Here is a 16,363-nt window from a genome sequence, read left to right as displayed (position 1 = left end):
ATGAGTTGTATCTAAAACAGCTCGAACAACGCAAAGCTCCCATCGCAAAACGCGCTCGCCAGATCGCTCAAGAAATGGCGGCCTAACCTAAAAAATACCTTGATTGGTTCACCTCAGCTGTTGGCTAATTTCTTTGAACCCTACGGGTTCGAGGCTTCTACCCTTGCACGCTCGACTTGGGCTTCAGGCTCGCAAGCAGAGTCCGCGCACATGCCTCCGCGAAGGCCGGATCGTTAATCTCGCAATCCATCTCGATCACCGGAATGTCCTTCCGGAGCGATCGCTTGAGGCTACCGAACAGCGCCGCGTCGGCGGCTGCATCATGAAACGGTTTGCCGGGGGCGCTGATGACACTGATGGCTTTCAGCGGCAGCAAGACTGTCACCGGTGCGGTGGACAAGTTGATCTTCTCGGCCAGAATCCTGCCTAATTGCTCCGCCTCCTCCGGGGTCGTGCGCATTAAAGTGACCTGCGGATTATGCTGATAGAAGTTTCGCCCCTTAAACTTGGCCGGAACGGTCTCCGGCGGCCCAAAGTTCACCATGTCCAAACAGCCCGGGGTCACGATGGCCGGAACCCCCTTCCGAGCGGCGGCTTCGAGTCGAGTCGGACCGGCACCGAGGATGCCGCCCACCAGCTCATCGGCCCATTCGGTGGTGGTGATGTCGAGAACGCCCTCAAACATGCCGGATTCGATCAGCGCCTCCATGGTCCTCCCGCCCACGCCGGTGGCATGGAACACCATCACCTCAAAGCCGGCCGTCTCCAGGATGCGGCGAGCCTGATCCACACAGGCAGTGGTATTCCCAAACTGACTGGCGGCGATCAAGGGACGATCCTGGCCGGCGGGAACCTTGACCTCGGCCATGCCGCAGATCGCGCCGGCAGCACGGGTTAGGATCTGACGCGAGATGCGATTGATCCCCGCCACATCAACGATGCTGGGGATCATCACAATATCCTTGGCGCCGACGTAGGGCGTCACGTTGCCACCCGCCAAGGTGCTCACCATCACTTTGGGAAAGCCGATGGGCAGCGCTCGCATGGCGGCAGTGCCGATGGCCGTGCCGCCGCCTCCGCCCAGGGAGATGACACCATCGATCCTCCCTTGAGCCACGAGACGCGCCAGCACAGCCGGGGCACCCTTCGCCATCGCAGCCACGCACTCGCCTCGGTCCTTGCGGGCGACCAGCCCGGCCAGGTCCACTCCCGCAGCCAGCGCCACCTCCTCCCGGCTGATGTCCGGTGCCAGCTTAGGCGGCTCCAAAGTTCCCACATCAATCACCAGGGTGCGATGCCCACGCTCGTGAATCCGCTGGGCGACGAACGCGAACTCGTCGCCCTTGGTATCCATCGTTCCGATCAAAGCAATAATCGCCATAGGAGTCTGGGACGACCTTACTCGCGAGCCGGATCAGGGACCACTGAAATCGAGTGGATCCGACGTCGCTCCTCAGGCAGAGTCCTCCCATGACTGAGACACAGCAGCAAATTCTGGATGCCCTTCTCGAACTGGAAGGCGCGATCGCCCGGATGGCTTCCTCCAATCCCAAGCCCAATCTGCTCCCGTTGTTCGAACGTATCGATCAGCTGACCCGGACACTTCCCCCGACGACCGATCCCAACCTGCTCCATTACCTGCACAAAAAGAGCTACCAAAAAGCCCGCATGCACCTGCAAGGGCAGGACGCAGAGAATCAGCCGGGCAACTGTCGTCACGTGTGACTCAAGGCCCTCACCCGAAACCACCTGGATCCGCGCCATGCTGACCGACACCATTGCCGCTATCGCCACACCGCTGGGTGAAGGCGGACTTGCGGTCATTCGTATCTCCGGGCCAACCGCATTCGAGGTAGCCAGCCAGTGTTTTGTCGCCGTCCGCAAGCCCGATTGGAAACCGTCTGAGGCAGCGTCCCACACCGTCCATTACGGGCATGCCTGCTGGCGCGGGAAGCCCATCGACGAAGTTCTCCTGACCGTGTTCCGCGCGCCTCGGACCTTCACTCGAGAGGATGTCGTGGAGATGTCGTGCCATGGCGGGATCGTGGCGACCCAACAAGTGCTTCAGGCGATCCTGGCGTCCGGGGCACGGCCTGCGGAGCCGGGCGAATTCACCCGTCGCGCGTTTCTCAACGGGCGGATCGACCTCGCGCAAGCCGAAGCCGTCGCGGACATCATTCACGCGCGCACGGAGCTGGCGCTCAGCGCCGCCAACGAGCAACTCGAAGGTAAACTCTCCCAGCGCATCAACACTCTTCGCGATGCGCTGATGAAAACCTTGGCTCATGTCGAAGCTCATATCGACTTTCCGGACGAGGACATCGCGCCCGACACTCACACCCAACTGCTTCAGCGTCTGCAAGAGGCGGTGGAATTCATGGACAGGCTGCTGCGCACCGCCAACGAAGGTCAGCTCCTGCGGCGCGGCATCCGGGCGGCCATCGTCGGACGCCCCAACTCGGGCAAGTCGAGCCTGCTGAACGAGCTGCTCGGACGTAATCGCGCGATCGTATCCCCCATCGCAGGAACGACGCGCGATACCATCGAGGAAACCGCCAACGTCCGCGGGATCCCCGTCGTCTTTATCGACACCGCCGGGCTGCGCGAATCAGAGGATCTGGTGGAGCAGGAGGGAATCCGACGAAGCCGTGAAAGTCTGTCCGCCGCCGAACTCATCCTGCAGGTATTCGATCGCTCGGAGCCGTTGCATCCCGAGGACGCGCAGCAGCTCCAGGCGCTGGCCAAACGCAAAGTGATCGTGATCTGCAACAAGTCGGATCTTCCATCGCAGCTCACCCTGCCCTCGCATCCGCATCGGGTGGTTGAGACGAGTTGTTGCACGGGGGCCGGCCTCGAGCAACTCCGCGACACTATTAAGGATCTGTCGTGGAGCGGAGAACTGAGCTCGGAAATGCTGCAGGTCACGATCAACGCACGCCATCAGGAGGCGCTGCGTCGCGCGCGGCAAGCGACTCAAGCGGCGGCGGAGTCATTGGCGGGCCACCTGACGTTAGAGGTGGTAGCCATGGAGTTGCACATCGCGACCAATGCCGTCGGCGAAATCGTCGGAAAAACCACCACCGAGGATTTGCTCGATTCGATTTTCAGTCAGTTCTGTATTGGGAAGTAGCGGGGAGCGAGGGATGAGGGAGGAGTGAGGAGTTCTGACCACTGACCACTGACCACTGACCACTGACCACTGACCACTGACAACTGACAACTGACCCCCACTGCCCACTGCCCACTGCCCACTGCCCACCACCCGCCACCCGAGACCGATTACAATGACGAGCCGCCCAAGAAACTCCCCCTTGACAACCCAACCCAGGTGTCATAGTGGTGTATGACAGTAGACAGTATGTATATCCAGATCGATTTCTCCACGGGTAAGCCGGTCTACCTTCAGTTGGTGGACCAGATCCGGTATGCGGCGGCCTCCGGCAAACTGCGACCGGGGGAAGCCCTTCCTGGGATCCGACCGCTTTCGGAGGAACTGAGGATCAACCGCAACACCATAGCCAAAGCCTACACCGAACTGGAGGCCCAGGGCATCGTGGAGAACATTCCCGGCCGTGGGTGCTTCCTGAAATCCGGCAATAGCCCATTCACCAAGAACGTCCGCGACAAGCTGCTGATCAAGGAAATCGACGAGGCGGTCGTCACCGCTCATCACCTCCAGGTCACCGAAGAACAGTTCCTGAAGCTGGTGGCCGAGCGGCTGGAATACTTTCGTGACAAAGCACTTCCCACCGAGGAACAGCCATCCCCCAAACCGGCAACGAAACGCAACGTATGAGCACCTCGCCACCCGCCATCGAAATCAAGGATCTGACTCAACGCTACGGCAAACAGGATGCCGTGTGCGGGCTAAACCTGCGCGTCCAACCAGGGCGCTGCTATGGATTTTTTGGCCGGAATGGAGCCGGCAAAACCACCACCATCAAATGCCTGCTCAATCTGCTCCGGCCTCTCGGCGGCAGCGTAAGGGTCTTCGGGTTGGATCCCCAGCGCGACGAGGTCGGGGTGAAGTCCCGATTGTCCTATGTCCCCGATGCAGTCGCCTTTTACCCGTGGATGTCGGTGCGAGAAACGCTCGACTACTATGCGTCGTTTCGCAGTCATTGGAATCGAGACATCGAGGCCGATCTACTCCAACGATTCGGCCTCACGGAGAAGCAGAAAGCGAATTCGATGTCGAAAGGGCAGCGCACCCAGCTGGCCCTCATCACCGCCATCGCTCCCGAACCCGAGCTGTTAGTCCTTGATGAGCCCACCTCCGGTTTGGATCCCATCGTGCGACGCGAATTCATTCAAACGGTTATCGGAGCCTATCAATCCGGCGATCCAGAGAACCGGACGGTATTTGTGTCGACTCACCTCATTTCCGAATTCGAAGGCTTGATCGATGAATTCACGATTATCGATCAGGGCAAGGAACTTCTCAGCATGGAAGCCGACGCCGCGCGCGAGCAGTTCCGACGAATCAGCGTTCGGTTCCAGGAAGTTCCCGAAACCTTGCAGCTCAGCGAGGTGCTGCAGATAACCCAGAACGGACGAGAGGCGCAGATCTTAACCAACCGGAATCCTGATCGATTGATGGCTCAGCTGAAGTCCATGAAAACCGAGGAACTCCGCAGTGAATCCCTGACGCTGGAAGAAATCTTCGTCGCGTCCCAAAACCTGAGGAAGGCCCACGCATGAGCCCATGGATCCGCAAGGAAGTCAGGATGCTGCTGCCCAACGTGGTGCTCATCGTCGTCCTGCTTCTCCTCGTTAAGCTGGTACCGCGGCAGTTTGGCCAAGGAGTGAGTTTTGGGTTGGTTGGCATTCCCTTGATGATGGTCTGCCCCATTCTCGCCATCCTGATGGTCATAGGCGCATTCGGACGCGAAATCTCTCCGAACATGATTGGCCAGTTCCTCAGCCAGCCCATCTCTCGAGCGCGGGTCTGGGGACTCAAGGCTTTGCTCCTGGCGTGTTTCACCATGCTGCTGTGGTGGGGCTGGTGGCAGGTTTTCCAATTTCACTTCACCGTAAACCACACCCCAGCCGAGCTGGCAGCGCTGCAGGTCAGGACTCCGCTACTGGCAGCAGCGTTACTTTCCGGCGGGCTTTGGGCGATCCTGATCACCCGATCCACCATCACCGCCTTCTGGATTGCAGCGTTAGGGCCCACCGTCCCAATCATGTTCAGTGAAAGTTTTCTGGAGGGCCGGGTCACCAATTCGGAGGCGTATGTAACCGCCCTGCTCGCCGTCTATGTGGTTGCATGTCTGTCGTCAGCCTTCCGGCTCTTTCTGCGGCTGGAGCACCGAGGATCGCCCCTGGAGGTGATCACGATGATCGATGCTAGCAAACCTGGCCCCAGACTCCCAGCGTGGTTCGCTGAATTTTGCCATCGACGCCCTGGGATGACACTCTGGTGCAAGGAGCTGCGGATGCACCGCGGATTCCTAACCTTCATCCCATGGAACCTGGTGGCACATCTCGCAGTAATCGCTCTGCGGTCCTCGATCGATCTCAGCCGCAATGCCACCGCGGAGCTGGCCTGTACCTACTACTGGGTGAGCTGGCTGGTGCTCCCGGTCCTAATGGGGTGCCACATGATTTCCGAGGAGCGTCGCCTCGGCACTTGGGAAAGCCAGCTCACCCTGCCCTACCCCCGATCCACTCAAGTCGCGATCAAGGTTATCGTGATGGTGGTCATCACCCTCCTGGCAGGCAGCATTCTTCCGATCGCCCTGGAGCGGAACCAACTCTTCTCCGAGTCACGCTTCGACCCAATGAGCTTGATTCAAGAGAGGGCACAATTGGAAAGCGAGGGAGGTTTCTCCCGTTGGGCACTCCTCTTTGCCCAAGGTGTTCAGTCCCTTCCGTTCCATCCCGAGCCGTTGGTGGAGTTGGCCTTGGTTTCTTTGGGACTTCTGACGCTTTCCGTTTTCGCGTCATCCATGAGCCGATCGGTCATGCATGCCGTATCAACCACCGCCTTCTGCCTGTTGATGGCGTTGGCGATGAGCTTGGCGTTGGCATACCAGCCTGCTCCCTGGATGCTAGACGCCATTCGCAGCCCGCTGGCAGTCATCCTGATCGTGAGCACCCTGGTGGCATCGATGTGGTGGCGCAGTGTGCGCAATTCTTATCGCGTGGAGGTCGGACCGGAACTCTGGAAGAGGAACGGCCTTACCCTGGGGGTCGCCTTGGTCGGCTCCATCGCGCTGAGTTCCTTGATCTATCATCGAGCCTGGGAACGAATAACCCCGCTCGAGAACCCGCACGGAACGGCACAATTCAAGATCGAGGAGAACATTCAAATCGACGCTCAGTGGCGCGCTCTGACGTTCACTGCGGCTGATGGCCGCAGCTGGAGCGCCAATCACGAGACGCCCCTTCCAAAGCTATGGGATCGTTACTTCGGGCACTACGTGGTGGGATCGCTGACCCAGCCGATTCTCCCCGTCGGGGGCAGTAACTGGGCCCAGGTCGTGCATGCCGCTCTCGACGTGGTGGGGATCCAAAAGGATGGTTCGCTCTGGGTATCCGCGGAGCCGCAACTGCAGCATACTTCAGCCCGATCCACGCAACCCCACCCGAGTGCCCCTGTTCGAATGGTCCGCTTTGGGAAGGACCGCGATTGGAAGCAGGCCGTCCCGTATCGATCGGGGGTCCTGCTTCTTGCGTCCAATGGGACGTTGTGGGTTTGGCAGAAAGCCAAGCTCGGAGCGGTCCGTGAATACCAAGGTCTGTCGCACGAAGTGCCGTCGGAAATATCAGCTCACCAGGATTGGACCGACCTTCGCAAGACCTCCGAAGGCTGGGGTTACGGGTTTCAGCTGCTAAGAAAGGATGGAAGCGCCTGGGTTCACCCCCATGAGAACCCACCGATGGCGGATCGGATCAAACTCGACGACACGACGGAACTGGGCCGGGCGTTTTACCTGGATTCGGGCCGCGCCCCGCGACACACCACTGCCTGGAGCGAGTCCGACCCAACCGGACCCTTTAAGGTGGGCATCCAACCCAATGGACAACTCGAGATTGTGGCGGCGTGGCAAAGTTCCCACAATGGCCGCCGGTGGAGTTACAAGCCAGCGAACATTCCCATCGATGGGGAGACGAAAAGCCATTGGATCGATGTCGCTAGCGGAGGAGACCGAGGGACCTTGATTTCGTTGAGAGCGGATGGAACTCTGTGGAAATGGCGTTTTCCCAAATCGCCGGTCGAAGCACCCGAATCAGCCAAGGCGAAGCAGGTGGGAATTCATTCCGATTGGGTGGCGCTCGCTTCTGTGGGGAGGGAAATCCTCACGTTGGCGGGCGATGGCAGCCTGTGGGCCTGGCGATTCGAATCGCCGTTCGGGACGGGCGACCAGGGATTGTTGGCCCCTTCGTCGAGGCCGCGGCTTCTAGGGAATATCCTGGCGGGTTCACGTTAGATCGTCCCGGGACGTGGCATCGCTGCGCGATGCTCCGCATTCTGCGGATCGGTTCCGGGGATCTGCGATCGCCCGGCTAATCTCTGCGACCCCGCGGGGGTCGAGGCCGGACCGTTTCACGTCAACCCGCTAGGGTTGCCAGAGATCAGCCGGAGGTCGACGCCTCGCATCGACCACCGGTTCATGCCCCCCCAATGCCGCACCCCGGATGGGGTGCCACCTCACCCGTCCCGACTCGTGGCATCGCTGCGCGATGCTCCGCATTCTGCGGATTGGTTCCGGGGATCTGCGATCGCCCGGCTAATCTCTACGACCCCGCGGGGGTCGAGGACCCGCCGCTTCCGGTCAACCCGGCAGGGTTGCCAGAGATTAGCCGGTGGTCGATGCCTCGCATCGATCACCGGTTCGCGGCCCCACGGCATTGCACCCCGGATGGGGTGCCACCTCACCCGTCCCGACCCGTGGCATCGCTGCGCGATGCTCCGCATTCTGCGGATCGGTTCCGGGGATCTGCGATCACCCGGCTAATCTCTGCGACCCCGCGGGGGTCGAGGCCGGACCGTTTCACGTCAACCCGCTAGGGTTGCCAGAGATTAGCCGGAGGTCGACGCCTCGCGTAGACCTCCGGTTCATGCCCCCCCAATGCCGCACCCCGGATGGGGTGCCACCTCACCCGTCCCGACTCGTGGCATCGCTGCGCGATGCTCCGCATTCTGCGGATCGGTTCCGGGGATCTGCGATCGCCCGGCTAATCTCTGCGACCCCGCGGGGGTCGAGGACCCGCCGCTTCCGGTCAACCCGGCAGGGTTGCCAGAGATTAGCCGGTGGTCAACGCCCCGCGTAGACCACCGGTTCCTGGCCCCAAAGCACCGCACCCCGAAGGGTGTGCCACTCCGCGGTTACTCCAGATCTTGCGGGTCGAACTGCACACCGTTTTTCTCCATCAATCGCTTCAATTCATCTCCGAAGGTACAATGGCGGTGATGCTCCACCTGGTTTTCGATGTACGTTTTGACACTCGGAAGGTGGGTGTAGCTGACACTGAATGCCGCATACCCATCCTGCCATCCAAAGGTGTCATCGTGTTTCTTCACGGCCCAGACGGATGTGGCCTTCTTCAACTCGCGCATGAAATCGGACAACCCGTGCGTGGCTCGGAGCCCGAGCAGCACGTGCACATGATCCTCCACGCCCCCAATGCTCTCAGGGATCGCTCCCAGGCCCCGAATCGTCCCACCCATGTATCGATGAAACCCATCTCGCCAATCTGGTGTGATGAGCCGAGCCCGATGTTTAGTGGAAAAAACGACGTGGCAGTGAAGACTCAGATAGATTGAAGGCATACGAATTCTCTAATCATGAATGTTGATTGAATGGGGTTCGGCTCCTTAACCGTCTCCCGGGGCCGAAATTTGGCGAGCCAGGGCAGGAAAGCAATGGCGAAAGCGATCCTGTTTTGAGGTAGATTGCGGGCGCTATACTCCCCGCACGTCGTGGCATCGCTGCGCGATGCTCTGGGTTTTGCGCGTGGGTTCCGGGGATCTGCGATCACCCGGCTAATCTCTACGACCCCGCGGGGGTCGAGGCCGGACCGCTTCACGTCAACCCGGCAGGGTTGCCAGAGCTTAGCCGGTGGTCGATGCCTTGCATAGACCACCGGTTCACGGCCCCACAACACCGCACCCCGGATGGGGTGCCACCTTCACCAGCCCAACGCGTGGCATCGCTGCGCGATGCTCCGCATTCTGCGGATCGGTTCCGGGGATCTGCGATCGCCCGGCTAATCTCTACGACCCCGCGGGGGTCGAAACCCCGCAGCTTCCAGTCAAACCCGGCAGGGTTGCCAGAGATTAGCCGGTGGTCGATGCCTCGCATCGACCACCGGTTCCCGGCCCAATAACCCCGCACCCCTGAGGGGTGCCACCTCCTTTCTCCAACAAAACCAATTGCTCCCCTCATCGTTCAACGCCGTCACTCGGAATAATCCAAAATCCAAAATCGCAAATCTAAAATCCTTCCCCCCGTATCCCCTCTTCCCTCCGCCCCAAAAAACCTCTTTAATGTCCAGATGATCAACGTAGGTGTCATCGGGTTAGGTTATATGGCGGCAACGCATCTCAAGGCGTTGAAGAGTGTCACAGGGGCTCAGGTCACGTCGCTGTGCAATCCCAGCGGTAAACATCTGGATGGCGATTTCTCGTCGGTCGCGGGTAACATGCCGGGACAGGAGGTGCTGCGATGGGACATGACGGGAGTCCAAACCCACCGCGATCCCAAGGTGTTCCTCAGCGATCCCCATCTACATCTTGTCGACATCTGCGCACCAACCCACGCGCACTACGACCTCGTCATCGCCGCGCTCGAGGCCGGCAAACATGTGTTGTGCGAAAAACCCCTGGCCCGCACCTCCGCCCAAGCCCGTGAAATGGTGGATGTCGCCCGGCGAAACAACCGACTGCTCATGCCCGCCATGTGCCTGCGGTTCTTCCCCACTTGGAATTGGCTCAAGCAGACCATCGACCAGAAACGCTATGGCAAAGTCCAAAGCGCGCACTTCCGTCGCGTGGCCCAGCCCCCAGGATGGGGCCAGAGCAGCTTCCTCGATGGCCAAAAATCGGGTGGGGCTCTCTTTGACCTCCATATCCATGATGTGGATTTCGTTCATTACTGCTTCGGACGCCCCCGCTCGGTCTTCTCGACCGGGTTCTCCAAGGTCAGTGGCGCGATCGATCATGTTCTCACCCAATACCAATACGACACGTTCGCCGGCCCCCAAGTCTCAGCCGAGGGCAGCTGGGCGATGACTCCCGGCTTCGGATTCAACATGGCCTACACGGTCATTTTCGAGAAAGCCACCGCTGACTACGATCTCTCCCGGGGAGCGCAGGCCTTAAAGCTATTTGAAGTTGGCCGGGAGCCCCAAGTCTTGAACCCCGAGGGTCCCGATGGCTATGCCGGTGAGATCCAACATATTGTCGACTGCATTCGGGAGAACCAGCCCTTGAGCCGGGTCACCGCTGAGGAAGGAATTGTCGCCCTTGAAATCTGTGAGGCTGAAGAAAACTCGGTTTCGTCGCGTCAGATCCAGGCCATCAACTAACCTCCCATTACCCATGCGCATTTTACGAGCCGTCTTCCGCACCCTGCTCCTGGTCGGCGGACTTTCTGCGGTGTCTGTGGCCCAGGCAGGCTCGCTGCAGTTAAACACCCGCTCCCGAGCGGAAACCAGCCCGGGAAGCGGGGAGTTCCGAGTTCAGCACCAGCAGGTGCAGTGGGATGCGAAACGGACAGCTCTCGTGATTTGCGACATGTGGGACAAACACTGGTGTCCCGACGCCACTGAGCGGGTGGGCGAACTCGCGCCGGTCATGAACCGGGTGGTCAAGTCCGCGCGCGACCAGGGCGTGTTCATTATCCATTGCCCCAGCGACACCATGGGATTCTACCAAGATCACCCGGGACGGAAGCTCGCTCAATCCGCCCCCAAGGTGGAGACGAAGGTTCCGCTTCAGGGTTGGTGCTCCCTGCAAGGCGCGAAAGAACCTCCGCTCCCGATCGATGACTCGGATGAAGGCTGCGACGGATGTCCCGATTGCCCGGGCTATCGAGCGTGGACGCGACAGCACGCTACGCTTGAGATCATGGATGGGGATGCCATCACGGATTCGGCCGAAGCGTTCTACCTGATGCGCCAACGGGGGATCACCAATGTCATTGTCATGGGCGTGCATGAGAACATGTGCGTGCTCGGACGTCCGTTTGCCATCCGCCAAATGGTGGCTCAGGGGCAAAACGTCGTCCTGATGCGCGACATGACCGACTCGATGTACCACCATCGCAAACGTCCGTTCGTGTCCCACTTCGTCGGCACCGAACTGATCTGTGAACACATTGAAAAATATTGGTGCGCCAGCATCACCAGCACCGACTTCATTGGGGGAGCCCCCTTCCGATTTCAAGGCGACCGTCGTAAGACCATCGCGGTCATCACGGGAGAAAACGAATATCATACCGAGCAGACTCTCCCTGCCTTCTTGAAGAAAGAACTGGAATGGCGCGGCTATTCCAGCGTTCTGGTGAGCGCTGCCACCCAGGAGGGGGATTCGAACTTCTCGAATGTGGAAGCCATTGCACAAGCCGATGCTCTGTTGCTGAGCACTCGGCGAAGGACCCCCTCGAAGCGGATGATGCAGCTGATTCGCGACCACGTCGCCGCGGGAAAGCCGATCGTCGGGATTCGAACGGCGAGCCATGGCTTCGACGCCAAGCCGGCCAGTGACGCCTACGAAAGCTGGGCTGGCTTCGACGACGAAATCCTCGGAGCCGATTACCAAGGTCACTACAACAACAAACCGCCCAAAGACTCCCCCACCCTGGTTCAACCGATCCCCGCCCTGGCATCCCATCCCGTATTGACTGGCGTCCCGAGCGGCGCTTTTTCGGTCACTTCCCATCTCTATAAGTATCGCTCCCTCGCCCCAAGTGTTGTGAGTCTCATGGAAGGCCGGGTGGAGGGACGGCCGGAAACGGAACCGGTCGCTTGGGTAAACACGGCCCAGGATCGGCGCGTCTTCTACACTTCCCTGGGCAACCCGGCCGACTTTGAGATCCCTGCTTTTCGTCGGCTCCTGATGAATGGACTGCTCTGGGCAATGGGAGACTTCATTCCCCCGGCCGAAGCGAAATCAGCGGAGCCGAAACCCAAGCCGGCATCGGCACCCGTGCAGTCGGCGGCAGCGGCCTCACCCGCCGCCACCCGGCCCGCCCCATCCTCCACCCCAAGTCTTGATCTTCCCCAGGAGGCGAACGCTCCCGCCCTCTCGCCGGCCGAGGCGGCCAAACGATTCAAAGTGGCCGACGACCTCGAATGGGAGCAGGTGCTCGCGGAGCCCGAGATCCGCCAACCGGTCTTCTTGAACTTCGATGAGCGCGGACGCCTATGGGTCGTGGAGTACCGTCAATACCCCTCGCCCGCCGGCCTCAAACTGCTCAGCCATGACAGCGTTTGGCGCAATGTGTATGACAAAGTTCCTCCTCCCCCTCCTCACCATTACAAGGGAATGGATCGGATTTCTATTCACGAAGACACCAACGGGGATGGTACCTTCGATAAACATGCCACGTTCGTGGACGGCCTCAATATCACCACTGCGGTGGAGCGAGGACGAGGAGGCGTGTGGGTCCTGAATCCTCCCTATCTCCTCTTCTACCCCGACGCCAACCAAGACGACGTCCCCGATGGCGATCCCGAGGTTCGGCTCGCCGGATTCGGATTGGAGGATACCCATGCGGTCGCCAATTCCCTGCGCTGGGGACCGGACGGATGGCTCTACGGCGCGCAAGGGAGCACCGTGACCGCCAACATCCAAGTGAACGGAGCGGATGGACGCCCCCTCAACTCCAAACCGATCTACTCCCAGGGCCAGAACATCTGGCGTTACCATCCCGAGCGGCGGGTGTACGAGGTATTCTGTGAAGGAGGTGGCAACGCCTTCGGCTGCGAATTGGACAGTCAGGGCCGGATTTTCTCCGGTCACAACGGCGGCGATACGCGGGGATTCCACTATGTGCAGGGGGGATATCTCCAAAAGGGATTCGAGAAGCACGGCCCTCTCTCGAACCCCTACGCTTATGGATACTTCCCGGCCATGCCGCATCACAGCGTCCCGCGATTCACCCACACCTTCGTCATCTACGAGGGGGCCGGGCTGCCAGCCCGCTATCAGGGAAAGCTATTCGGGGTGGAACCGCTTCAAGGACGCATCGTCGAAAGCGAAATCAGCCGGGATGGTTCCTCCTTCCGCACCAAAGACCTCGGCCGGCCTGTGACCAGCGACGACCGCTGGTTCCGTCCGGTGGACATCAAAGCCGGGCCGGATGGTGCCCTCTACGTGTGTGATTGGTATGACATGCAGGTCAATCACTTCCGGAACCACGAGGGGAAGATGGACGCCGCCAATGGCCGGATCTACCGACTCAAGGGCCGAGGAACCAAAGCAACCCCCGCCAAAGACCTGTCGAAGCTCAGCGTCCCTGAGACGGTATCATTGCTCGCTTCTCCGAATCGCTGGGTTCGTCAGACCGGTCAGCGCTTGCTGTCGGATCGCAAGGAAGCCGCGATCCAACCTTTGCTCAAGCAAGGGTTGGACTCGGAGGATGGCCAGTTCGCGCTCGAATGCTTGTGGGGCATCTATCAAGCAGGCGGGTTCACTGACGCCTTGGCGGAGACCCTGCTCAAGAGCGCCCATCCACAAGTACGTGCGTGGACGGTGCGGCTCCTGGCCGATCGCAGGGAGGTTTCTCCCGGCATGGCAGTGCGACTTGTGCGCCTGGCTGGCCAGGAACCTGATCTGGAAGTCCGCAACCAACTCGCCGCTTCGGCCAAGAGGCTCCCGGCCAAGGACAGCCTGAGCCTGGTGCGAGAGCTGGTCCGACACGACGTGGACACGACGGACAATCGCCAACCCCTGCTCATCTGGTGGGCCATCGAGGCGCAATGTGAAGCTCATCGCGACGAGGTGATTGCCCTGTTCGAGAACACCGATTTTTGGACGCAGCCCCTCAGCCAAACCCACCTGCTCGAGCGCACCATGCGACGCTTCGCGCAAGCCGGCACCCGCAAGGATCTGCTGGCGTGCGCGCGACTCTTCAACCTCTCCCCCGGACTCGAACAAAGCCGTCGTTTGATGACTGGCTTTGAGACCGCCTTCAAGGGCCGTCCCCTCATCGGCATGCCGGACGAGCTGGTACGAGCGATGGCCCGTCACGGAGTCGGGTCCCTCACCCTGGGCATCCGGCAACAGGATGCCCGTGCCATCCAACGCGCGCTTCAACGACTGACCGAGGAATACACCCCGCAAAACGCTCAGCTGGAAATCCTGGGGACCCTCAGCGAGATCAAGGTGAACGGCGGAGCGGAGGCGCTGATCCGGGTGTTGCGCGGTTCGCCTGGAAACGACGTCATCCGTCAGGCCACCATCAATGCCCTCCAGCAGTACGACCAGGCGGAGATCGCCGATGCGGTCATCGGCCTGTACCCTCGACTCGGTCGCGAAGCGCAGGCCTCGGCACATGCGCTGCTGAGCAGTCGAGCCAACTGGTCGCTGCAGTTTGCCAAGGCCGTGCAGGGCAAGAAGAGTGGGTGGTCAGGCCCGAGCGTGAAGGCGGAGCAGGTTCCCTTGAACGTCGTTCGGAAAATGCGGCAACACCGAAACGCGGAACTGCAGTCGGTGATGGACGCCACTTGGCCCAGCACCGGAGCTGCCACCACGGCGGGCATGGAGCAGAAGATCAAACATTTGGATCAGGTCATCCGCGCCGGGAACGGGGACCCCTACAATGGCCGAACCTTGTTTCAGAACAACTGCGGAGCCTGCCACAAGTTGTTCACCTTGGGAGCCGAGGTGGGCCCCGATCTGACGACCTACAAGCGCGACGATCTGGAGAGCATGCTGTTAAGCATCGTCAACCCCAATGCCGAGGTTCGCGAGGGCTACGAAAACTACACTATTGAGACCCGTGATGAACGATCCCTCAGCGGATTTCTGGTCGAGCAAGACTCCCAGACCGTGGTACTGCGAGGGCTGGACGGACAGAATGTGGCTCTCAGTCGAAAAGACATCCTGGAGCTCAAACCGGCCGGCATGTCGCTAATGCCGGAAGGGCTGCTGGAGAACCTCAAGGATGAGGAGGTGCGGGATTTATTCGCCTACCTCCGAAGCACGCAGCCACTAGTTGGATCCCCGCCGAAGCGGTGACGGCGGGAGGAGGTGGCACGCCCCTGCGGGGGTGCGGGGTTTTTGGAACCCGAACCCGGTGGTCGACGCGAGACGTCGACCACCGGCTAATCTCAGGCAACCCTGCCGGGTTGACCGCCGACAGAGGGTAATGGCGAACGCCCGACCCCGGAGTGGGGTCACAAAGATTAGCCGGGCGATCGAAGATCCCCGGAAACGTTCCCCAAAACCAGGAGCATCGCGCAGCGATGCCACGCCTTGGAGCCTGGAGGGATAGCCGCCCCTGCGATGGGGGCGCGGTTGTTGCACCCGAAACCGTGGGTCAACGCCTCACGTAGACCTCCCGTTCAGTTTCCAAAGATAACACCCCCAGATGCGTGTGCCACCCGATCCAAACCCCGACCTCCCTCACGGTTGAGGGACCACCACTCGCGCCCTGAGCCGATTGGTAGCGGTCACCGCCGAGGCCAGCATCGTGCTCAACTGAGGCGTGCTGACCTGGTGCGCGCTGCCGTCCGATAATCCGAGATTCCCCATTCCATTGTGCAAGGCGGTGTTCCACTTCACGCCTTTCTCAACCACCGATGTCCTCCCTGCTTGAGCGATACTGAACGATTTTACCCTTCCGCTCACCCCGGCATCGCCCTCTCCGGTCGGAAGCGCATCCACAAAGTTGGGATCACCGACAAGAATGGTTTGCGGGAGGGTTTCATTCGCATCCCACCCCGCCAAATAGCTTAGATTCGATGACGAATTACGGAGGCCAGGACCACCGAAGGGGATCGAAGCAGTGACGTCGAACCCATCCGCCCTTATTTTCTGGTCCGCAGGACAAACGAGAATTTTTGGGACTGTCAACTCGTTGGAGAGCGCCAGGAAGGCATGAGTCAATTCTCCATAGTCCATACCGACCTGCCCAGCGTTCGGAACAGTGCCCCCCTTTGCCTGAGGTAGCTCCCAGGGAAACCTCTCCTCGTGATCGTTCGACCAGATACGATAGGCCAGTCCAATCTGCTTCAAATTGTTAACGCAGCGAATCCGGGTGTGACCGACGTGGCGTCGGTTCGGCGGTGGCTTGATGAACAGGTAGACCGTCACCAACAAGGCGGTCATGCAGAGAACCATGACCAGATCGACCAACGTAAACCCAGCCTGCCGTCGAAGGGAGCTATTCCTCATAAGATGAAACGT

The 16,363-nt window shown here is 60.4% G+C and carries 10 protein-coding genes; 7 read left to right on the top strand and 3 right to left on the bottom strand.

What is annotated here, in order from left to right:
- Positions 1–157 precede the first annotated feature (157 nt).
- Positions 158–1,381 (bottom strand): Tm-1-like ATP-binding domain-containing protein, encoded by a 1,224-nt coding sequence (locus JNN07_18105; GenBank protein ID MBL9169659.1) that lies wholly within the window; start codon positions 1,379–1,381, stop codon positions 158–160.
- An 89-nt stretch (positions 1,382–1,470) separates the two neighbouring features.
- On the opposite strand from JNN07_18105, the gene JNN07_18100 reads away from it, so the two are divergent.
- The 5 genes from JNN07_18100 to JNN07_18080 all read left to right on the top strand — a co-directional run bounded on the left by JNN07_18100 (position 1,471) and on the right by JNN07_18080 (position 7,436).
- Positions 1,471–1,725 (top strand): hypothetical protein, encoded by a 255-nt coding sequence (locus tag JNN07_18100; GenBank protein MBL9169658.1) that lies wholly within the window; start codon positions 1,471–1,473, stop codon positions 1,723–1,725.
- A 37-nt stretch (positions 1,726–1,762) separates the two neighbouring features.
- Complete coding sequence (mnmE, locus tag JNN07_18095; GenBank protein ID MBL9169657.1) at positions 1,763–3,130, top strand: tRNA uridine-5-carboxymethylaminomethyl(34) synthesis GTPase MnmE; 1,368 nt, start codon at positions 1,763–1,765, stop codon at positions 3,128–3,130.
- 228 nt (positions 3,131–3,358) lie between these two features.
- Positions 3,359–3,796 (top strand): GntR family transcriptional regulator, encoded by a 438-nt coding sequence (locus JNN07_18090; GenBank protein MBL9169656.1) that lies wholly within the window; start codon positions 3,359–3,361, stop codon positions 3,794–3,796.
- Entirely contained in the window at positions 3,793–4,701 is a 909-nt protein-coding gene (locus JNN07_18085; protein ID MBL9169655.1) for an ABC transporter ATP-binding protein, read from the top strand. Before JNN07_18090 ends, JNN07_18085 begins: the two co-directional genes overlap by 4 nt.
- Entirely contained in the window at positions 4,698–7,436 is a 2,739-nt protein-coding gene (locus JNN07_18080) for an ABC transporter permease subunit (protein MBL9169654.1), read from the top strand. Before JNN07_18085 ends, JNN07_18080 begins: the two co-directional genes overlap by 4 nt.
- Positions 7,437–8,335: 899 nt before the next feature.
- Here the strand turns inward: JNN07_18080 and tnpA are convergent.
- The gene (gene tnpA, locus JNN07_18075) at positions 8,336–8,779 is read right to left on the bottom strand and encodes an IS200/IS605 family transposase (GenBank protein ID MBL9169653.1); all 444 of its coding nucleotides are present in this window, start codon (positions 8,777–8,779) and stop codon (positions 8,336–8,338) included.
- A gap of 725 nt (positions 8,780–9,504) precedes the next feature.
- On the opposite strand from tnpA, the gene JNN07_18070 reads away from it, so the two are divergent.
- Both JNN07_18070 and JNN07_18065 read left to right on the top strand, forming a co-directional pair.
- On the top strand, positions 9,505–10,536 hold the full coding sequence (locus tag JNN07_18070) for a Gfo/Idh/MocA family oxidoreductase (protein ID MBL9169652.1): 1,032 nt from the start codon (positions 9,505–9,507) through the stop codon (positions 10,534–10,536).
- 13 nt (positions 10,537–10,549) lie between these two features.
- Complete coding sequence (locus JNN07_18065) at positions 10,550–15,193, top strand: ThuA domain-containing protein (GenBank protein MBL9169651.1); 4,644 nt, start codon at positions 10,550–10,552, stop codon at positions 15,191–15,193.
- A 387-nt stretch (positions 15,194–15,580) separates the two neighbouring features.
- On the opposite strand, the gene JNN07_18060 is transcribed toward JNN07_18065, so the two are convergent.
- Positions 15,581–16,351: a hypothetical protein gene (locus JNN07_18060; protein ID MBL9169650.1), complete on the bottom strand. Its 771-nt coding sequence runs from the start codon at positions 16,349–16,351 to the stop codon at positions 15,581–15,583.
- Positions 16,352–16,363: the final 12 nt, after the last annotated feature.

It is taken from the genome of Verrucomicrobiales bacterium (assembly GCA_016793885.1).
Classification (GTDB): Bacteria; Verrucomicrobiota; Verrucomicrobiia; order Limisphaerales; family UBA11320; genus UBA11320.
Note: the sequence above shows the minus strand (reverse complement) of the source record. Positions and strands in the feature narration are given on the sequence as shown.

What these genes read in the sequence shown, in the direction of transcription:
- mnmE (MBL9169657.1), top strand. Translation starts at nt 1,763, where the DNA reads ATGCTGACCGACACCATTGCCGCTATCGCCACACCGCTGGGTGAAGGC.
- JNN07_18090 (MBL9169656.1), top strand. Translation starts at nt 3,359, where the DNA reads ATGTATATCCAGATCGATTTCTCCACGGGTAAGCCGGTCTACCTTCAG.
- tnpA (MBL9169653.1), bottom strand. Translation starts at nt 8,779, where the DNA reads ATGCCTTCAATCTATCTGAGTCTTCACTGCCACGTCGTTTTTTCCACT.
- JNN07_18070 (MBL9169652.1), top strand. Translation starts at nt 9,505, where the DNA reads ATGATCAACGTAGGTGTCATCGGGTTAGGTTATATGGCGGCAACGCAT.
- JNN07_18085 (MBL9169655.1), top strand. Translation starts at nt 3,793, where the DNA reads ATGAGCACCTCGCCACCCGCCATCGAAATCAAGGATCTGACTCAACGC.
- JNN07_18100 (MBL9169658.1), top strand. Translation starts at nt 1,471, where the DNA reads ATGACTGAGACACAGCAGCAAATTCTGGATGCCCTTCTCGAACTGGAA.
- JNN07_18065 (MBL9169651.1), top strand. Translation starts at nt 10,550, where the DNA reads ATGCGCATTTTACGAGCCGTCTTCCGCACCCTGCTCCTGGTCGGCGGA.
- JNN07_18080 (MBL9169654.1), top strand. Translation starts at nt 4,698, where the DNA reads ATGAGCCCATGGATCCGCAAGGAAGTCAGGATGCTGCTGCCCAACGTG.
- JNN07_18105 (MBL9169659.1), bottom strand. Translation starts at nt 1,381, where the DNA reads ATGGCGATTATTGCTTTGATCGGAACGATGGATACCAAGGGCGACGAG.
- JNN07_18060 (MBL9169650.1), bottom strand. Translation starts at nt 16,351, where the DNA reads ATGAGGAATAGCTCCCTTCGACGGCAGGCTGGGTTTACGTTGGTCGAT.